Source organism: Kosakonia sp. MUSA4, from assembly GCF_013085925.1.
GTDB lineage: Bacteria > Pseudomonadota > Gammaproteobacteria > Enterobacterales > Enterobacteriaceae > Kosakonia > Kosakonia sacchari_B.
This window is the reverse complement of sequence record NZ_CP025697.1, coordinates 4,079,925-4,098,063: the sequence shown is the minus strand read 5'-3', so window position 1 is coordinate 4,098,063 and position 18,139 is coordinate 4,079,925. Positions and strand designations below refer to the sequence as shown.

Sequence of the window (18,139 nt, the reverse complement as noted above, 5' to 3'; positions counted from 1 at the left end):
TTAACCGGCAAAAAAGAAAAACGCTATGCTGTCAGTAATCCCGCTCGTTAAGGTGTTCCGCTTGCGTTAAAATCCTTTTCTTGTACTGAAAATTACTTTGTTAAAAAATGCCTTTAATTCATGCTGTTGGCTATTATGAATAATTAATATGGAAGCTATTCATTGCTTCAATTGAGAATAGTCTTAATGTGCGAAAAATAGGCTATAATTAAAATTGTTTCCTTTCAGAAGCGCTGATTTCCTCTGGTTGTGTCGCGTCATTATGGTAAAAGTCAATGATTTTTAATTCCGCCGCCAAAAAAGGTAGTTTGCTGCGCCGATATAACCGTCTGCTTAATAAGTACAGCACTTATCCTAACGAATTATCACTGGCGCAGATTGCTGAAACCCTGGCCTGCACGTCACGTTATGCGCGCTCGCTGCTGAATGAGATGCAGGAAGAGGGCTGGCTTGCCTGGAGTTCCCGGCCGGGACGCGGCGCGCTGGGCGTTTTGCAGTGCCGGATGAACACGGCGGCGCTGCAAACTTTGCTCGCCGGAGAGTATCCGGCGGCGGAGACGAAAAATGCCCCTGCGACGGTTGAAACGCGGGCTTCTGAAGATGGTTACCGTTATGTCATCTCTTTTTATCGCCCGCTGCTGACGCCGGTTCCTTCGGTGCATGTCGACAGGGCCGGACGTCATGTTTTGCAGATGGTGCACGATGGATTAATGCGCCACCTGCCAGAACAGCGCGAGCCGGTTCCCGGGCTGGCGCATACGGTACGCGTCAGTGACGATGGTTTGTGCTGGCGTTTTATGCTGCGGCGCGGGCTGGTGTGGCATAACGGCGAGCCGGTTGCCCCGGAGCAACTGTTAGCTGTGCTGCAGCGCTATGTCGGTGGGCCGGGTCTGCCGCATGTGGTGTCGGCGACGCTGCGCGGTCATGTACTGACGCTGACGCTGCGCCAGCCGGATATCATGCTGCCCTGGCGGCTGGCTAACCCGGTTTATGCTTTGCCGCACCCTGAGAATGGCTCGATAGGGCTGGGGCCGTTTCGTGTTAGTGAGCACAACAATACCCGGATGGTTCTCTTGCGCGCCGCCAACTGGTACGGCGAAACACCGCAGGCGGCGGAAGTGACATTCAATACGCCGCTGAACAGCCTGCCGCTGCCGTTCGAAGTTCATCTGGATACTCCCCGCTCGCTGCTGACGCCGGACGCCGTGACCTGCCAGCAGAGCGCCGATGCTTTTTACTATCTCTTCTTTAATATGCTGCGTGCCAGGTTGAGCCCGGAGCAGCAGAAGACGATCCGTGTTCTCACGCGTTCGATTAGCGCAGCCTTTATCGAGAATGAGAAAAATGCAGCCCCGCTGCCGGAGTGGATGCGAGAAGAAGAGGAGAGCTACGTCGAAACGAAGCTCCCTGCCACCCTTAATCTGATCTATTTCCGTTCGCCGAAAATGACGAGGCTGGTCGGTGCGCTGGAGAAGAGCCTGAGCTATCGCGGGTGTCGGCTCAACGTCACACCGGTGAACGTCACTCACTGGTTGTTGCAGGATAATATCTGGGAAGAGCAGGATATCTGCTTCGCGTTTATGCGCTTTGGCCACTACCCGGAGTTTTCAATGGAGGAGCGCTTTCGTCACAGCGTGATTTGGCGCTGGTTCTGGGGAACGGAACAGTGGCAGCGTGCGATCGGCACGCTGGATATGCTCAATGCCGGGCCTGCGGCGGCTTATCACCAGCGCATTCAGCGCCTGCTACGTTTTATGATTCGCCGTAGCCTGATCGTGCCCCAGTTCCTGCAACGTTACCGGCTGATGGCGCCGCCCTCAATTCAGGGGATTAGCTGTTACTCACAGAGCTGGCCGGATTTTACTCGCCTGTGGACCGATGAACCTGATACAGAGGAAGATGTTGCTACAGACGCGCCATGATAGTGTTATATCTCGCTGATATGCTTTCTTGTGGTTTTTAAAATCGGTTATTTGGCGGGAGATCGCTGCTCAGCGATACTTTCCGCTACTGGTTTGGAGTTGTAATGTGCATTTTTGCTTTTATGTTGTATTAAAACAATGCGTTACGCTGTATTGAATCGCTATAAGTTCGAGTGGACGGCAACGCATTCTGCACATAAAATACGTGCCACGTGTTCTGTTAATTATTAAATTAACCAATTTTCACGTTCTCATAAATATATTCTATGACAAACAAATGGGTGCCTTAATGGCATCTTTTGGTGTTTGCATTTTTATATATATCCTGTCATTTCCTCCCTCGTTTGTAATTAAATAAATACCGCTGTTTTTATTCGACTTTATAATGATGTGTTTTTGTTTTCTATCGTAAGCTATTGATAGGCAAAAAAATTGCCACCAAATGGTGGCAAATCGAAAGAAGTGGTTTATATCGCATGATAAGAATGGATAATCGCAACTACTACTAAACTAATACGCGGGCGCGGTATCAGAATTTTCGCGACAGGGATATTTTCGCTATTTTTATGCTGCGCGTAAACATTATTTTTAAGCAACTTCTCTCTGCAAAGAGCGTTAAAAAGCACAGAATATCCCCTTATTTACCGTGCCTTTTTATTTAATGTTGCTCAATTATGCTGAATCAGAATTTTTAACCGGAAAAAAAGGATCAAAAAAAGCGGTTTTGCGCTTTAATGCGACCCGGTGTCGTAAGGTTATCAAACCGGTTGAAACATCTGGAAACACTTTCCCGCTGTTTGTACCATCAATAGAGACAGCGCATCACACCGAAATGCGGTACATCGTGCCTGCATCCTGCTGGCCGCTGCCGCCGCTTGCGCCGTACATCGGTGAAGAGGCTACCTGGCTTACCAGCTTCTTCACGTCGCTCACCCGTTTCATGTGCATCTCCAGCAGTTGATAGCTCTGCTGGTTCTGCTCATTACACTTTTTCACCACGCGGGTAATACGCTCCCACAGAGCGGCAGGTTCGCGATGACGCATAAAGGGAGGTGCGATCCGCAACTGCGTCTCTTCCTGACGGCGTTGTTCATCATAAAAGTTGATCGCCGCTAACAGTCGGCTCTTGTTATCCGAGATCACCTGGAGCGAGACCGGATTGATTTGCGCCTGACTTAACTGGCGGTTCTCTTCGGCGAGCGTGCTGTCCAGTTCGTCCAGCCGCTTCACCATGTTGTGCAAAATAACGGTAAAATTTTCCATCGTTACATCAGACTCTGTATTAAGAGAAATTGAAGATGTCGCGCACCAGCGCGCTGGCGATTTTGTCGCTGTCGAGGGTCAGTTCACCGGCATCCATTTTGGCCTTGATCTCAGCAACGCGTGCGGTATCGATATCCCGGCTGGTATCCGATTTGAACTGTTGGGTCAGTTGACTGAGTTTGACCTGGGTGCTGGATTCTCCGGCGGCGTCTTTACGCGCTTGAGAAGCCTGAGCGTTTTTGTCGCGTATCTCAGAATGAGATTGCATGCTGGTTGCCTGGACAGGCTTCGCCTGCCGGGTGCGTTCTATGTTCATACTGTTCCTGGTTTTAATGCGTTGCGTGGGCCTTTAATACATAAGTCGGCACGCAGGCAATAAAACTGAAATCAATTGTCCATGTTCATACTTACCCTCTCGTCGCCAGTGACAACGGCAGTCACAATCTGCCCATTACGCATCTGTACCCGGACGCGATCGTCCAGCCCGCCGTTATTCAGCGCTTTCCCCCTGGCGTGGATCATAAAACCCTCACCCGGCGCGGTGATATCCACTTCCTGGGTCGCCAGTACCGCCCAGCGATGGCGCAACTGGTTGGCCGCCAGCGGTTGCCCCGGATGCAGCGTTCGCGTAGGGGTGGAGCCGATAATTTTTTCTGCGTCGAACAACAGACCGGCGGGTAAGTTGGCCAGTTCACCCTCCATCGGGCGAATATCCTGCGCAGTGATGACCTGGCCGGCGGTGAGCGGGCGTGCAACGACCCAGTATTTGCCGATGGCATTTACCTTTATCTGAATAAATTGCTGCTTATTCCCGCAGCGGGCCGCCACGCTGCGGTTTCCGGTCAGCCGCGCCGGATGCCCGATAAGGCGCAAATCCGGCTCAGGGCATAGCTTCGCGAGTCTCGTTTCGGGCGTCAAAATGGTGATATGAAACGTCGGCTGGCTTTGCCCTTCATTATTAGCAGCCAACAGACTGGCGATTCGGTTTTGCAGTTCGCTGGTCGCTGCCTGCGCCGGGGACAGAGATAACCCCCAGCACATTAATAAAGTGCATGAGAGTTTACTTAATGAAATAGGCATAACAAACACGGCCCTGGTGATAATATGAATAATGTCGGATATAGTTATTTGATTGTAATGGAGTCCGTCTTTTATTGCTGAGTAAAATGCTGACACTTTTGCTGGCAATTCCCGCTATTAATGTTGCCGCCTATATCTACGTTATCTTTTTGTCATCCTTCTTTTTTTGAAGTATCCAAATGCGCTTACTTCTGACGGGTTTTTAAAGTTTAGAATTATCTGCTTGTCTCTTAGACTATGCCCATAATCATTTCCCGAACGAGGGCGAGTCGTTTCATGTTTGACAAACTTGATAATGAATTACGTTTCCAGCAGCAGGCATTGAGTTTGATGTCCCGTCGGCAAGATATTCTGGCTTCTAATATTGCGAATGCCGATACGCCAGGATATCAGGCGCGAGATATTGATTTCTCTAAGCAATTGAAAAATGCGATGCGTCAGGAAACACAACATAATGGCCCATTGTCATTATCATTAACGTCCGGGAAACATATTCCTGGCGCTGTGCCGAAAATGGACGATCGGCAACTGCTCTACCGTATTCCTGATCAGCCAAGCGCGGATGGTAATACGGTGGATATGGATCGTGAACGCGTTAATTTTGCTGATAATAATGTGAAATATCAGTCGAGTTTAACCATTCTCAGCACTCAGATTAAAAATATGATGAGTGTCATTAATCAGGGTTAATCATTCTCATGTCGCTGTTTAGTATTTTCAATATCTCTGGCTCAGCCATGTCCGCTCAGTCAAAAAGACTTAACGTAAGTGCCAGTAATATGGCGAATGCCGACAGTATAGCCGGGCCGGATGGTAAACCTTACCGCGCCAAACAGGTTGTATTTAATGTCGATAATGCTGTCGGTCAGAATATTGGCGGCGTAAAAGTTAGCGGTATTACCGAGTCTAACGATCCGGATCGTCTGGTGTATGAACCTGCGAATCCATTAGCGGATGACAAAGGTTACGTACATATGCCGAACGTCGATGTCGTTGGTGAAATGGTGAATACCATTTCGGCTTCCCGCAGTTATCAGGCGAACGTTGAAGTCATGAATTCGGCAAAAACGTTAATGCTGAAAACGCTGACCTTAGGCCAATAAGGATTGTTATGTCTGTTTCACCCGTAATGAATAACCAGAGCACAACGACCGCGACGACCGCGAAAACTCGCGCTGCCTCTGAGTCGTCCGGCTCTGGCGGCGTCAGCACCAACTCCACCGCCAATGAGCTGCTGGATAACTTTATGACGTTGCTGGTCGCGCAGATGCAGAACCAGGATCCGACATCGCCAATGGACAACAACCAGTTGACCTCGCAGTTGGCGCAGTTCAACACAGCCGCAGGCGTCGAGCAGCTCAACAGCACCATGAACAACATGGGCGTGCTGGTTGCCGGTATGCAGCAGATGAACTCAGCGGACTGGGTTGGGCGCGACATCATGATCAAAGGTGACCCGGTGGTCTCCACTGCCGAGGGCGGCAACCAGAAAATGGGCCTCAACCTTGGCAGCGATGCGGATGAAATCACCGTCACGCTGACCGACTCCGCCGGTAATGCGTACACCACCACAATGCAGGACGTGAAAGCGGGTGTTCATCAGTACACGCTGGACGATTTGGGCGATTTCCAGCCTGCCGATCCGCGCGCGCTGAGCGATACCACGTTCACCGTCTCTTTCTCCGCGACGAATGCCGATGGAAATACGCCTGAAGTTGAAGCGCTGAAGCCTGCAAAAGTGCAGAGCGTTGCGTTCACCGCCAGCGGTGCGGAACTGCAATTGGGTATCGATGGTACAGCCTCACTGAGCGATGTGTTCCTCATCGAATAATTTTCACCTCTAGTTTTGTGCAATCACTGTACAGGGAATTTATCAAATGGGTTTTTCTCAAGGTCTTAGTGGCCTGAATGCCGCTTCGCAGGCACTCGATGTTGTTGGTAACAACATTGCTAACTCCCAAACCGTAGGGTTTAAATCAGGCGCGATTGCGTTTGCAGACGTTTTTGCCGGCTCGCAGATCGGCATGGGCGTTCAGGTTGCCGGTGTCAACCAGAACTTCAGCGATGGTGTTCTGGGCGCAGGCAGCAGCCAGTTGGATATGGGTATCCAGGGCAACGGTTTCTTCCGCATGGTCACCGAGGCGGGCAACGTGTTTTACAGCCGTAACGGTCAGTTTGAAACCGACCAGAATGGTTATGTTGTTAATAGCCAGGGCATGCGTCTGACGGGATATATGGCCACTGGCACCCCGCCTGCAATTCAGCAGGGTTCACCGGTCGGGCCGATTCAGATCCCTACCGGTCAGATGCCGGCTCGCGCCTCTGATGCTGGCTCGATCAGCGGTAACCTCGACTCCGGCAACGACGTTGTAACCACCACGCCGTTCGATCCGGAAGATGGCGATAGCTACACCTATTCCACCCAGGTTAACGCTTACGACAGCCTGGGCAACGAGCATGCCATTAACGTCTATTACGTTAAAACCGCTGATAACAAGTGGACGGCTTACTCCGTTGACTCTACCGCACCGGGCGCGACGCCGGGCCAGGTTGATCTGGAATTTGATACCTCCGGCAAGCTGGTGACTAACCCGGCGGATCTGAACGTGCAGGGCGCGGCCTATAAGGGCGGCGAGGCGCTGAACTTCGACATCGATCTCTCGGGCCTTACTCAGCAGGCTTCCGAAAACTCCATGGATCCGCCAAGTACTACCGGTTATGAGCCGGGGATGATGAACGGTTATACCGTGGGTGATAACGGCCAGATCATTGCAACCTACAGCAACGGTAAGAACCAGTTGCTGGGCCAGGTGGTGCTCTCCAACTTCACTAACCCGGGCGGTCTCTCTTCTCAGGGTAACAACTGCTGGGCGGAAACGCCGGAGTCGGGCCAGCCGGTGATCGGTATCGCCGATACGGGCAACCTGGGTTCGCTGAACGGCAACATGCTGGAAGCCTCCAACGTGGATCTGAGCCAGGAGATGGTCAACCTGATCGTCTACCAGCGCAACTATCAGTCCAACTCTCAGACCATCAAAACCCAGTCTGACATCCTGCAAACGCTGGTTAACCTGGGTTAAGGGTAACGTCTTATGGATCGCGCGATATATACCGCGATGGGCGCCGCAAATGCGGCGCTTAATCGCCAGGCGGTAACCGCAAACAATATGGCCAACACCTCAACCAACGGCTTTCGCGCCCAGATAGCGGCTTATCGCGCTATTCCGGTGCACGGCCCGTCGGTTGAAACCCGCACGATGGTGGCGGCCTCCACGCCGTGGAGCGATGACACCATGGGGGCCATTAATCCGACCGGGCGCGATCTGGATGTTGCGCTGCCGCAGAACGGCTGGCTGGCGGTACAACTGCCGGATGGCAGCGAAGGCTATACCAAAGACGGCAACATTGAAGTGGATGCTGAAGGCACGCTGCGGGTTCGCGGTATGCCGCTGATGGGCGATGGCGGCCCGGTAGCCGTGCCGCCGCAAGCCAAATTGACCATTGCGCCGGACGGCACGATCACCGCGCTGGGTGCGGGCGATGAACCGACAGCGGTTGCGCAGGTTGGGCGGCTGAAGATGGTGAATGCCTCTCCGGCGCTGCTGAAAAACGGCGATGACGGTCTGTTTCACGTTGCCGATCCGACTACCCCGGCGACGCTTCCCGCCGACGCGAATCTCAAATTGATGCCCGGCATGCTGGAAGGCAGCAACGCCAGCCCGATGAAATCAATGGTGGAGATGATCGCAACGGCCCGTGGTTTTGACATGAACATGAAAGTCATTACCACCGTGGATGACAACGAAAAAAGCGCCAACCAGTTACTGAGCGCCGGTTAACCCCGGCGAGGAGAAAAAGAATGATCCGTTCCCTGTGGATTGCAAAAACGGGCCTTGAAGCTCAGCAAACCAATATGGATGTAATTTCCAACAACCTGGCGAACGTCAGCACCAACGGCTTTAAACGCCAGCGCGCTGTGTTTGAAGATTTGATTTACCAGACATTGCGCCAGCCGGGGGCGCAGTCTTCCGAACAGACCACCATTCCTTCTGGTTTGCAGTTAGGGACCGGTGTTCGTCCGGTGGCGACCGAGCGTATTCACAGCCAGGGCAGCCTGACGCAGACCAATAACACCAAGGACGTGGCGATTGAAGGCAGCGGTTTCTTCCAGGTGCTGTTGCCGGACGGTACTACCGCCTACACCCGCGATGGCTCGTTCCAGTTCGATCAGAATGGTCAACTGGTGACTTCCAGCGGCTATCAGGTGCAGCCTGCCATCACCATTCCGCAGGAAGCGCAAAGCCTGACTATCGGCAGCGATGGCACGGTCAGCGTCACGGTCGCCGGGCAGACTGCGCCGCAGCAGGTAGGGCAGCTGACGCTGTCGTCATTTATCAATGATTCCGGCCTGGAAAGCATTGGCGAAAACTTATACCGCGAGACGCAATCCTCCGGCGCACCGAATGAATCGACCCCAGGTCTGAACGGTGCCGGCACCCTGAAACAGGGCTACGTGGAAACCTCCAACGTTAACGTCGCGGAAGAGCTGGTCAACATGATCCAGACCCAGCGCGCTTACGAAATCAACAGTAAAGCGGTTTCAACCTCTGATCAGATGCTGCAACGCCTGACTCAACTTTGATCTTTAGCCGCGGGATCCACTCGCGGCTGCTTTTCTTTTAGTGACTGAGATGACTTATCACCTTTGCTCTCTGCCTGTGCTCCGTCGTCTGGCAACGACCCTCATTCTGCCGTTTGTGATCGCGGGCTGCGCGTATATCCCGCAAAAGCCGCTGGTGGATGGCGAAACCAGCGCGGCACCCGCACCCGTTGCGGCGGCGGCGGTCAATGGCTCGATTTTCCAGTCGGGGCAGGCGATGAACTATGGGTATCAACCGCTGTTTGAAGACCGCCGTCCGCGAAACATCGGCGACACGCTGACCATCGTGCTGCAAGAGAATGTCAGCGCCAGCAAGAGCTCTTCCGCCAATGCTTCGCGTGATGGCTCGACGGATGTCGGCGTTACGGCTGTGCCTGGCTTTATGTCCGGGCTGGTCGGGCGCGGGAAGGCGGACGCCTCGTTCAGCGGTAGCAACGATTTTGCCGGTAAAGGCGGCGCGGCGGCGAAAAATACCTTCAGCGGCACCATCACCGTCACGGTGAAACAGGTGCTGGAAAACGGCAACCTGGCGGTGGTGGGCGAAAAACAGATCGCCATCAACCAGGGTACTGAATTTATACGTTTTTCCGGCATCGTGAACCCACGCACCATCAGCGGCAGCAATACGGTTGTTTCCACCCAGGTGGCTGATGCGCGCATTGAATATGTGGGCAATGGCTACATCAACGAAGCACAACAAATGGGCTGGTTGCAGCGGCTGTTCCTTAACCTTTCTCCGATGTAATTGATGATGAAAACTGCTTTTTTAACCTGCTTTATGGCGCTGCTTTGCCTGCTGTTGCCGGCAACAGCCAGCGCAGAACGTATCCGCGATCTGACGACGGTAGAAGGCGTTCGCAGTAACTCACTGATGGGCTACGGCCTGGTGGTTGGGCTGGACGGTACCGGCGACCAGACCATGCAAACGCCTTTCACCACGCAAAGCCTGAACAACATGCTGTCGCAACTGGGCATTACGGTGCCCGCAGGCGTCAACATGCAGTTGAAAAACGTGGCGGCGGTGATGGTGACTGCCGAATTGCCGCCTTTTGCCCAGCCAGGCGCGAAAATTGACGTCGTGGTTTCCTCGATGGGTAACGCGAAAAGCCTGCGCGGCGGCACGCTGCTGATGACGCCGCTGAAAGGGGCCGACAGCCAGATTTATGCGCTGGCGCAGGGGAACCTGCTGGTCTCCGGCGCGGGTGCGCAGGCAGGCGGCAGCCGGGTGCAGGTCAATCAGCTTAACGGCGCCCGCATCAGCGGCGGTGCGACGGTAGAGCGTAGCGTCCCGTCAGGTTTTGCCGGGCAGAACACGTTGATGCTGCAACTGAATAATGAAGATTTTACCGTCGCGCAGCAGATCAGCGACGCTATCAACCGACGCTACCCTGGCAGCGCCAGCGCGCAGGATTCCCGTACGGTGAGCCTGCGTGCGCCGTCTGACAGCGCGTCACGCGTACGTTTTCTTGCCGAAGTGCAGGACATTCCACTGCGTGTTGATGCAGGCGATGCGCGGATCATTATCAACTCTCGTACCGGTTCGGTGGTGATCAACGGTCGCGTGGCGCTGGATTCCTGTGCCGTTGCGCAGGGCGATCTGGCGGTAGAAGTGAACCGAACCAACCAGGTCAACCAGCCGAACACGCCGCTGGCGGGTGGACAAACCGTGGTGACGCCGAATACGCAGTTGTCGGTGCGCGAGCAAAATGGCTCCCTGCAACGGGTTAACACCAGCACCGATCTGAACAATGTGGTCAGAGCGCTGAACAGTCTGGGCGCGACGCCGAACGATTTGATGGCGATTCTGCAATCGATGAAAGCCGCAGGCTGCTTGCGGGCGCGTCTGGAGATCAACTAATGAATAGCGCAAGCGTCTCGCAGGGGGCGGCATTTGATGCGCGTACGCTTGATAAGCTGAAACTGGCGGTCAAGGATGACTCGCCAGACGGACTTAAAGCGGCGGCGAAACAGATGGAAGGGCTGTTTGTGCAGATGATGCTGAAAAGCATGCGCCAGGCCTCGTTCAAAGATGGCCTGTTCAACACCCAGCAGTCTGAGATGTTCACCTCGATGTACGATCAACAGGTGGCGCAGAACATCGCTGATAAAGGGCGAATGGGCTTTGCGGATCTGATGGTCCAGCAGATGACCGGTAAAGCCGCGAGTGCGGGCAACGTGACGACAACGCAGGAAGTGCCGCTGAGTATCAGCCCGGCGCAAATGCTTGTCGCGCCGCTGCATTCTGGGCTACCTGCGGTGAACGCCGACGTGGAAAATACGCCAGAACCGGAAGCAGAGGTACCGCCTAAAACGGCAGCCGTTTCCGGGGAAGGGTTTATTTCACGCCTGATGGCACCAGCGATGAAAGTGGCGCGGATGAGCGGGATCCCACACCAGTTGATTATTGCGCAGGCCGCGCTGGAATCGGGCTGGGGACGCCGGGAAATTATGACCAATGACGGTAAACCCAGCCATAACCTGTTTGGTGTCAAAGCGACAAGTAACTGGCAGGGGGAAACCACGGAAATTACCACCACAGAATATGAAAATGGCGTCGCGCAAAAAGTAAAAGCGAAATTTAAAGTTTATGACTCTTATGCTGACGCGCTGGCCGATTATACATCGTTAATAAGTAGTAATCCGCGTTATAGAAATGTTGTTAATTCAGATTCTCCGGAAATAGCCGCGAAAGCACTGCAATCCGCAGGTTACGCGACCGATCCGGCGTATGCGAATAAACTCATTAATATTGTTCAGCAGGTCAGGCAGCATGTGAATCAGGCGGTAGATGCGTGGTCGTCAGATTTTTCTTCGTTATTTTAAGTCACGGGCTTTAGTGAATTCTTAGCGGGCCGATTAAATATATAGAGCCTATTTTTACCGGAGATAATGGATCTCCTCTTCCGATCATGGTCGATAATTTATGAATTTATTCAATCTTGCCCAAAGTGGGCTGAGTGCTGCGCAAAACGCATTGAATGTCGTCGGTAATAACCTGAGCAATGCGACGACATCAGGCTATAGCCGACAGAATATTATTCTGGGAGAAGCGGGTGGTAAATCCACAAATTACGGCTTCTTCGGCTACGGCGTAAAAACAGGCGACGTGCAGCGCGCCTATGATGGTTTTATTAGCAATCAGGTACGCGGCGCAGCCACCCAATATATGTCATTAACGGGTCGTTACGAACAAGTTAGCCAAATTGATAATATGTTGGGCGACAGTACCAATAATATTTCAACCAGCATGGATGGTCTGTTTGAAGCCATGGAATCCGTGAGTAAAGATCCGGTTGATCCCGCGGCACGTCAGGGCGTACTGGCGCAATTTAATGCCATTGCTAACCAATATCGTTCAAACAGCTCAACATTAAACGGTCTTGAGAAAAGTACGAATACACAAATTGATCAGACCGTGACGGATATTAATGCCTATACCAAACAACTCGCCGAACTGAATCAACAGATTGAGAAGATTCATGGGCAGACCGGTGGTATGCCATCCGATTTACTCGATCAGCGCGACCAGTTATTAAACCAGTTGAGCCAGAATATCGGTATTAAAGTCAGCGAGAATAAAGAGACCGGTACCGTCGATGTTTCGATGGGGAACGGGATGGCGCTGGTCAGCGGCGGTAAGTCGTACCAGTTGCAGGCCAGCACTTCCGCAGAAAACCCGGCACAGACGGTGGTCTCCTATGTCGATGCTTCCGGCAATGCGCTGGCGCTGGATGAAAATGCGACCTCCGGCAAGCTGGGTGGGCTGTTTAAATTCCGTAATGAAGATCTGGTTTCCGCGCGCGATCAGTTAAACCAGCTGGCGCTGCAAATGGCGAACAAGTTCAACGAAGTGAACGGTAACGGTTACGATCTGAACGGCAACGCGGGCGGCGATATTTTCTCCATCGGCAACCCGCAGGCGGTAGGCAATACCGACAATGCGGGCAGCGGCTCGCTGGATGTCTCTTTTACCGATATCACAGCAGTGGAATCGCAAGATTACCAGCTGGTCTATAACGGGCCGGGCAGCACTGACTGGACGGTAACCACCCGTGACGGACGCACCATCACGCCGACCATTGGCGGCAATGGCGAACTGGAATTCGAGGGTATTTCCATTATGCCAGGCGGTACGCCGCAGCCGGGCGACAGCTTTACGCTTAACCCGACCGATGGCGCCGCCGACCGCATCGCCGTTGCCATTACCGATGGCGATGAAATTGCGGCCTCTTCGTCAGCGGATCCGACAGAGGAAAGTAACAACGAAAACATCCTCGCGTTAATCGGCATTAAAGATGAAAAAGTGGTAGGTGAGATGACGTTGTCGGGCGCGTATGCCAGCCTGGTCAGCTCCGTCGGTTCATCGGTGAGCGCGCTGAAGGGCGACATTACCACCTCCGCCAAAGTCTACGATCAGTGGTCGCTGCAGCAGCAGTCGGTCTCCGGCGTCGATATGAATGAAGAGTACGTCAATATGCAGATGTTCTCTCAGTACTACCAGGCGAATGCGCAGGTATTACAAACGGCGACCACCATTTTCGACACCATTTTAAGTATCCGTTAAGCATGCGGCCAGCCTGGCTGGCCCACGCTATCCACTCTACAGGGATAAATGATGCGTCTTAGCACACAGTTTATGTTTCAGAGCCGGATTGACAGCCTGTCGAAGGCGATGACCGGTTATAACGATCTCTCCAGCCGCTTGTCTGCCGGGCAAACGCTGTTGACGCCGTCTGACGATCCGACCGGCGCTTCACAGGCGGTAACGCTGCAAAGCGCGCTGTCGAGAATGAGCCAGTTCGATATGGCGCGTACCTACGCGCAGGACGCGCTGGGCCAGGAAGATAATACTCTCGGCTCGATTTCCAATCTGCTGTCTGAAGATCTGAGCGAAAAAATCGTCGCCGCAGGGAATGGCGCTTATTCTGATGAAGATCGTCAGGCGCTGGCGACAGAATTGCAGGGGATCCGCGACAACTTACTGGATCTGGCGAATACCAAAAACAGCGATGGCCGCTATATCTTCGGCGGTTACAAAACCGGTTCCGCGCCTTTCCAGGATGATGGCACTTACGTTGGCGGCGACACGGCGATGACGCAAGTGGTTTCCGACAGCACCGAAATGCAGGTCGGTCATACCGGCAGCGATGTCTTTATGAGCGGTACGGCGGATGATCTGTTTGCCTCGCTGGATGCGGCCATTTCAGCGTTACAGCAGCCGGTAACTAACGATGCCGATCGTCAGGCATTGCAGGATACGCTGGACAGCACCAACCGCAGCATCAAGAGCAACATCGATAACCTCGGTAAAGTGCGCGCCGTCGTCGGCACCAACTTACAGCAACTGGAAACGCTCGGTTTCAGCGCGGATGCGCTGGGGATTGACACCCAAAGTCATCTGCAAGAGACGTTAGGTTCCGACTGGGATTCGATGATCACGCTGCTGTCACAGTCAAAAATGTCTGAGTTCGCGCTGAATTCATCGATGACAGTTTTTCAGTCGATGCAACAACTGAATATCTTCAACATCGTTGGTTAACCCTCGCGGTACTTTTTTTATCGTTTATCGGCAGGAGCGAAATTAAAACCACACGGAAAAAATATCGTTAAAGGATATTTTGTGGCGCTCCTTTACTTCAAAGGTCTCTCTATGTTTAAAGAGTTAAAAATTTCAACCGGGATCAGCATTGTTCTCGGTGTTATTGTTGTCTGTATTATTTTTGTTTCATCTTATGGAATGAGTAATGCACTGACTGCGGCGGATAATTTCGATGCCACTGTCGCGGCGAATAAAAAAATTGATACGCTTAATGACGCATTAATCAGCGTCAACAGTAGCGTTTCCCGTGTGAATGCCATGATGCTGGCCGTCATGCTTCATCAGGAAATAAAACAAGAAGATATCACTGAGATCGGTGCCACGCTGGCTAATGCACAAAAAAAGGTGAATACCTTCGGCACCACGCCTTTCGATGATGAAACCGAGAAAAAAATCGGCCATGGCATTCAGCAGAGCTTTGAAGCAGTTATTGCTACTACACTGAATAAAAAGGAATTTATCACCAATCCAGGCAACTATCACGGTAACCTGTTGGCGGAATCCAATCAACGTATTGCCTTGCAGGATCGCGTTTCTGAATACGTAGATTACTCGAATCGCCTGCTCAAGCAGTACGGTGAAACCTCGCACGGGCACATTCAGAAAATGATTATTTTCACGGTCGCCGCGCTGGTTGTGGCTCTGCTGTGTGCCTTCCTTTCTCGCCAGTGGCTTAAGAGAACGCTGTTCCGCCGTCTGGAGCAGGTGAAGCACTCTTTCCAGTTGATTGCGACCGGAAACCTGAGCGAAACGATTGATATTGGTGCAAAAAATGAAATTGGCGAGATGCTGATTGAAGTCGAAAAGATGCGCCTGTCGCTGACAGATACCGTCTACGGCATTCGTAACGGCGTGAAGCATATTTATGGTAATGCGCAGGAAATCGCCAACAGCAACAACGATCTCTCTTCACGTACCGAAGAGCAGGCTTCCGCACTGCAACAAACCGCAGCCAGCATGGAAGAGCTGAAAATCACCGTGCGTCAGAACGCCGACAACGCCCACAGCGCGAAACAACTGGCAGAAAGCGCCAGCAGCAGCGCGCAAAGTGGTGGTGAAGTGATGGGCAATCTTGAGCGCATCATGGAAGAAATTACGGTTAACTCCCGTCAAATTGCCGACATCAACAGCGTTATTGACAGCATTGCTAACCAGACCAACATCCTGGCGCTTAACGCGGCAGTGGAAGCGGCCCGCGCCGGGGAACAGGGTCGTGGCTTTGCCGTGGTCGCAGGCGAAGTACGTAACCTGGCAAAACGCAGTGCCGATGCTGCCAAAGAGATCCGTCAGCTGATCAACACTTGCGTGGCGAATATGAATACCGGTTCGCAGGAAGTGCAACTGGCCGGTACATCAATGCAGGAGATCGTGAAGTCTGTTATCCAGGTGACTGATATTATGGCGGAAATCGCTTCTGCTTCTGAAGAGCAAAGCACCGGCATCAACCAGATTGCCCAGGCGGTAAATGAAATGGATCTCGTCACGCAGCAGAACGCCACGATGGTTGAGCAGGCGGCAGGCACGGCCACGAATGTCGAACAGCACGCCCGCAATCTCGATCAGATTGTCGCGGAGTTTACGGTGAATGAGCATCATGTTTCGGCTGTAGCCCGTGAGCGAAATAAGGTTGAAATTCCCCGCGTGGTTAATTCTCCGGCTATTCGGGAGTTCACACCTGCGCAAAAAACAGAAGGTGAATGGGAAACCTTTTAATTTCGGTTGTGCCGCCTCAGCGTAAATAAGGAGTATGTTTCACTTTCCGTTCGCTTATCGGGCTATTTGATTTGGCGATTATTAATAATAATTTAAATATATTAATAGCACTTCGGGAATGGTTATAGTGAATGGGATTTATAGCTCTGACGGCACAATTCAGAAAGAACAACTATGGCCTAAATATGGTTATTTAGTCCGCTACGAAGCACTGAAATTACAATCCAAATTATCATCAAGCGTTGATATTGACGATTTAATTCAGGCTGGCGCCATTGCGCTTCTGGATGCAGTAGAACAGTTTGACCCGACGAAAGGGGTCAAGATGAGTGTCTATATTGCACAACGCCTTCGCTGGGCATTTATGGATGAATTACGCGAACATGACTGGGTTCCTCGCCGCGTTCGCCGTAAATCCCGCGAAGTCTCTGCCGCGATTATGCGGGTGGAACAGAGCACCGGTGGTGCGGCTTCGGAAGCGGATGTTGCAGTGGAAATGGGAATGTCGCTGCAGGAGTATCAGCAGACGCTGGCAGATACGAACACCAGCATGCTCTGCTCGCTGGATGAACTCCAGGAGTTGCTGGCAGATGGTCTTGAACTGGAAGAGATGGAACAGGATCACTTAGACCCGTTGCATGATGCGCTGTTAGGCGATCTGACAAAGCAAGTCAGCAATGAGATCAAAGCGTTGCCGGAAAGAGAGCAAACTCTGCTGAATCTTTATTATCAACAAGATTTGAATATGAAAGAGGTTGGCGTGCTGCTGGGTATTACGGAAACACGCGTGAGCCAACTGCACAGCCAAACCATTAAACGGTTACGGGCCCGCCTGGAAGATCGCGGGTGGGAATAATTAGGGTACGTTTACCATGAATGTGACAGCGTTTGACGAGCCACTGCAATGTATCCGTGATATCAATCTTTCTTACCTGCTGCTGGCGCAGCGGTTAATTATGGAAGACAAATTATCCGCTACATTTCGCCTTGGGCTGAATGAATCAACAATTGATATGTTGAAAGATTTATCGCTTTCACAGCTTATTAAACTTTCATCAACAGGCCAGCTAATATGCCGTTTGCGCATTGACAGCGATATGGTTATCGACTGTCTGACGAAAGATTCGCGTATTGATGCTTTACAAAACATTCATACCGGAATCATTTTGTCTACAGAGTTACTTAATTCTCTTGCCGAGGAAGAACGTCCGGCGGCCTGACAGGGAAATATCTATGTGTGAAAAAAGCATCATCTCTGAAATAAAGGATGCGCAAATCGCCGTGGAATTGATTTCCTTTGGTGCACGGATGCAAGTCCTCGAGAACGAAACAAGTTTAAGTCGCCGCAGGCTTTTAAAACTCTATAAAGAGATTAAAGGATGTTCACCACCGAAGGGGATGTTACCGTTTTCCGCTGACTGGTATATGTCCTGGGAACAGAATATTCACTCATCGATTTTCTATAATATTTATCGTTATCTGGAAAAAACCGAAGGTGGCCGTCCTGTTGAAACAATGCTGAAAGGTTATCGTCTGTATCTTGAGAATAGTCTTAACGGCAAAGATAAAAAACCTGTGCTCGGTATTACTCGCGCATGGACGTTATTACGATTTGTTGATTGCGGCATGATCAGGCATACGGAATGTTGCTCTTGTGGTGGTTCGTTTGTTACCACACAGGAGAACCCCGATGCTATATACACTTGCAGTTTGTGTTTTCCGCCTTCGCGAGCAATTAAACGTGTCAGCCCGGAAGTTTTTTTAATGGATCGGTACCGGTAAATATCGGTCTCCTGCTATGTACACACCACCCCGTGAATAATGGCAGCGATGCGTGCCTGGCTACGCGCTTATATGCATGGAATAAAGATGATAAACGGACGTTTAGATTATTAAGGAGTT

At 52.0% G+C, this 18,139-nt stretch carries 19 protein-coding genes; 16 read left to right on the top strand and 3 right to left on the bottom strand.

Translation table 11 applies throughout. The features are described from left to right. The first annotated feature begins 275 nt into the window (after positions 1-275). The gene (locus tag C0557_RS19330) at positions 276-1,922 is read left to right on the top strand and encodes an SgrR family transcriptional regulator (protein WP_208660298.1); all 1,647 of its coding nucleotides are present in this window, start codon (positions 276-278) and stop codon (positions 1,920-1,922) included. Between the two features lie 822 nt (positions 1,923-2,744). Here the strand turns inward: C0557_RS19330 and C0557_RS19325 are convergent. The 3 genes from C0557_RS19325 to flgA all read right to left on the bottom strand — a co-directional run bounded on the left by C0557_RS19325 (position 2,745) and on the right by flgA (position 4,265). After that, positions 2,745-3,185 carry a flagella synthesis protein FlgN gene (locus C0557_RS19325; protein WP_072439194.1) on the bottom strand — a complete coding sequence of 147 codons (441 nt, stop codon included), beginning with the start codon at positions 3,183-3,185 and terminating at the stop codon, positions 2,745-2,747. A gap of 19 nt (positions 3,186-3,204) precedes the next feature. Further along, positions 3,205-3,501: a flagellar biosynthesis anti-sigma factor FlgM gene (flgM, locus tag C0557_RS19320; protein WP_074773614.1), complete on the bottom strand. Its 297-nt coding sequence runs from the start codon at positions 3,499-3,501 to the stop codon at positions 3,205-3,207. 71 nt (positions 3,502-3,572) lie between these two features. Continuing rightward, positions 3,573-4,265, bottom strand: a complete 693-nt coding sequence (gene flgA / locus C0557_RS19315) for a flagellar basal body P-ring formation chaperone FlgA (protein ID WP_253073744.1) — start codon at positions 4,263-4,265, stop codon at positions 3,573-3,575. A gap of 276 nt (positions 4,266-4,541) precedes the next feature. Between flgA and flgB the strand changes: the two genes are divergently transcribed. The 15 genes from flgB (at position 4,542) to flhC (ending at position 18,019) form a co-directional block, all read left to right on the top strand. Further along, the gene (gene flgB / locus C0557_RS19310) at positions 4,542-4,955 is read left to right on the top strand and encodes a flagellar basal body rod protein FlgB (protein WP_208660295.1); all 414 of its coding nucleotides are present in this window, start codon (positions 4,542-4,544) and stop codon (positions 4,953-4,955) included. A gap of 8 nt (positions 4,956-4,963) precedes the next feature. After that, on the top strand, positions 4,964-5,368 hold the full coding sequence (gene flgC / locus C0557_RS19305; RefSeq protein ID WP_043952555.1) for a flagellar basal body rod protein FlgC: 405 nt from the start codon (positions 4,964-4,966) through the stop codon (positions 5,366-5,368). Positions 5,369-5,376: 8 nt separating this feature from the next. Next, on the top strand, positions 5,377-6,096 hold the full coding sequence (locus C0557_RS19300; RefSeq protein ID WP_208660293.1) for a flagellar hook assembly protein FlgD: 720 nt from the start codon (positions 5,377-5,379) through the stop codon (positions 6,094-6,096). A gap of 46 nt (positions 6,097-6,142) precedes the next feature. Next, entirely contained in the window at positions 6,143-7,345 is a 1,203-nt protein-coding gene (gene flgE, locus C0557_RS19295; RefSeq protein ID WP_208660292.1) for a flagellar hook protein FlgE, read from the top strand. A 12-nt stretch (positions 7,346-7,357) separates the two neighbouring features. Further along, on the top strand, positions 7,358-8,104 hold the full coding sequence (locus C0557_RS19290) for a flagellar basal body rod protein FlgF (RefSeq protein ID WP_074773630.1): 747 nt from the start codon (positions 7,358-7,360) through the stop codon (positions 8,102-8,104). A 20-nt stretch (positions 8,105-8,124) separates the two neighbouring features. Beyond that, positions 8,125-8,907, top strand: a complete 783-nt coding sequence (gene flgG / locus C0557_RS19285; protein ID WP_074773633.1) for a flagellar basal-body rod protein FlgG — start codon at positions 8,125-8,127, stop codon at positions 8,905-8,907. Positions 8,908-8,956: 49 nt separating this feature from the next. Further along, positions 8,957-9,670: a flagellar basal body L-ring protein FlgH gene (locus C0557_RS19280; protein WP_074773635.1), complete on the top strand. Its 714-nt coding sequence runs from the start codon at positions 8,957-8,959 to the stop codon at positions 9,668-9,670. A 3-nt stretch (positions 9,671-9,673) separates the two neighbouring features. Next, positions 9,674-10,783 (top strand): flagellar basal body P-ring protein FlgI, encoded by a 1,110-nt coding sequence (locus C0557_RS19275; RefSeq protein WP_074773638.1) that lies wholly within the window; start codon positions 9,674-9,676, stop codon positions 10,781-10,783. Next, the gene (flgJ, locus tag C0557_RS19270) at positions 10,783-11,748 is read left to right on the top strand and encodes a flagellar assembly peptidoglycan hydrolase FlgJ (protein WP_208660290.1); all 966 of its coding nucleotides are present in this window, start codon (positions 10,783-10,785) and stop codon (positions 11,746-11,748) included. Before C0557_RS19275 ends, flgJ begins: the two co-directional genes overlap by 1 nt. A 100-nt stretch (positions 11,749-11,848) precedes the next feature. After that, positions 11,849-13,489 (top strand): flagellar hook-associated protein FlgK, encoded by a 1,641-nt coding sequence (flgK, locus tag C0557_RS19265; protein WP_208660288.1) that lies wholly within the window; start codon positions 11,849-11,851, stop codon positions 13,487-13,489. A gap of 48 nt (positions 13,490-13,537) precedes the next feature. After that, positions 13,538-14,464 carry a flagellar hook-associated protein FlgL gene (gene flgL / locus C0557_RS19260; protein WP_253073743.1) on the top strand — a complete coding sequence of 309 codons (927 nt, stop codon included), beginning with the start codon at positions 13,538-13,540 and terminating at the stop codon, positions 14,462-14,464. 111 nt (positions 14,465-14,575) lie between these two features. Then, the gene (locus tag C0557_RS19255) at positions 14,576-16,237 is read left to right on the top strand and encodes a methyl-accepting chemotaxis protein (RefSeq protein ID WP_208660286.1); all 1,662 of its coding nucleotides are present in this window, start codon (positions 14,576-14,578) and stop codon (positions 16,235-16,237) included. 127 nt (positions 16,238-16,364) lie between these two features. Beyond that, positions 16,365-17,093 carry an RNA polymerase sigma factor FliA gene (locus C0557_RS19250; protein WP_208660284.1) on the top strand — a complete coding sequence of 243 codons (729 nt, stop codon included), beginning with the start codon at positions 16,365-16,367 and terminating at the stop codon, positions 17,091-17,093. A 16-nt stretch (positions 17,094-17,109) separates the two neighbouring features. Then, entirely contained in the window at positions 17,110-17,457 is a 348-nt protein-coding gene (flhD, locus tag C0557_RS19245; protein ID WP_074773650.1) for a flagellar transcriptional regulator FlhD, read from the top strand. A 13-nt stretch (positions 17,458-17,470) separates the two neighbouring features. Continuing rightward, positions 17,471-18,019: a flagellar transcriptional regulator FlhC gene (flhC, locus tag C0557_RS19240; protein WP_208660282.1), complete on the top strand. Its 549-nt coding sequence runs from the start codon at positions 17,471-17,473 to the stop codon at positions 18,017-18,019. The last annotated feature ends 120 nt before the right edge of the window (positions 18,020-18,139 follow it).

Coding starts and splice junctions, on each gene's coding strand:
- C0557_RS19330 (WP_208660298.1), top strand. CDS start 276: ATGATTTTTAATTCCGCCGCCAAAAAAGGTAGTTTGCTGCGCCGATAT.
- C0557_RS19325 (WP_072439194.1), bottom strand. CDS start 3,185: ATGGAAAATTTTACCGTTATTTTGCACAACATGGTGAAGCGGCTGGAC.
- flgM (WP_074773614.1), bottom strand. CDS start 3,501: ATGAACATAGAACGCACCCGGCAGGCGAAGCCTGTCCAGGCAACCAGC.
- flgA (WP_253073744.1), bottom strand. CDS start 4,265: ATGCCTATTTCATTAAGTAAACTCTCATGCACTTTATTAATGTGCTGG.
- flgB (WP_208660295.1), top strand. CDS start 4,542: ATGTTTGACAAACTTGATAATGAATTACGTTTCCAGCAGCAGGCATTG.
- flgC (WP_043952555.1), top strand. CDS start 4,964: ATGTCGCTGTTTAGTATTTTCAATATCTCTGGCTCAGCCATGTCCGCT.
- C0557_RS19300 (WP_208660293.1), top strand. CDS start 5,377: ATGTCTGTTTCACCCGTAATGAATAACCAGAGCACAACGACCGCGACG.
- flgE (WP_208660292.1), top strand. CDS start 6,143: ATGGGTTTTTCTCAAGGTCTTAGTGGCCTGAATGCCGCTTCGCAGGCA.
- C0557_RS19290 (WP_074773630.1), top strand. CDS start 7,358: ATGGATCGCGCGATATATACCGCGATGGGCGCCGCAAATGCGGCGCTT.
- flgG (WP_074773633.1), top strand. CDS start 8,125: ATGATCCGTTCCCTGTGGATTGCAAAAACGGGCCTTGAAGCTCAGCAA.
- C0557_RS19280 (WP_074773635.1), top strand. CDS start 8,957: ATGACTTATCACCTTTGCTCTCTGCCTGTGCTCCGTCGTCTGGCAACG.
- C0557_RS19275 (WP_074773638.1), top strand. CDS start 9,674: ATGATGAAAACTGCTTTTTTAACCTGCTTTATGGCGCTGCTTTGCCTG.
- flgJ (WP_208660290.1), top strand. CDS start 10,783: ATGAATAGCGCAAGCGTCTCGCAGGGGGCGGCATTTGATGCGCGTACG.
- flgK (WP_208660288.1), top strand. CDS start 11,849: ATGAATTTATTCAATCTTGCCCAAAGTGGGCTGAGTGCTGCGCAAAAC.
- flgL (WP_253073743.1), top strand. CDS start 13,538: ATGATGCGTCTTAGCACACAGTTTATGTTTCAGAGCCGGATTGACAGC.
- C0557_RS19255 (WP_208660286.1), top strand. CDS start 14,576: ATGTTTAAAGAGTTAAAAATTTCAACCGGGATCAGCATTGTTCTCGGT.
- flhD (WP_074773650.1), top strand. CDS start 17,110: ATGAATGTGACAGCGTTTGACGAGCCACTGCAATGTATCCGTGATATC.
- flhC (WP_208660282.1), top strand. CDS start 17,471: ATGTGTGAAAAAAGCATCATCTCTGAAATAAAGGATGCGCAAATCGCC.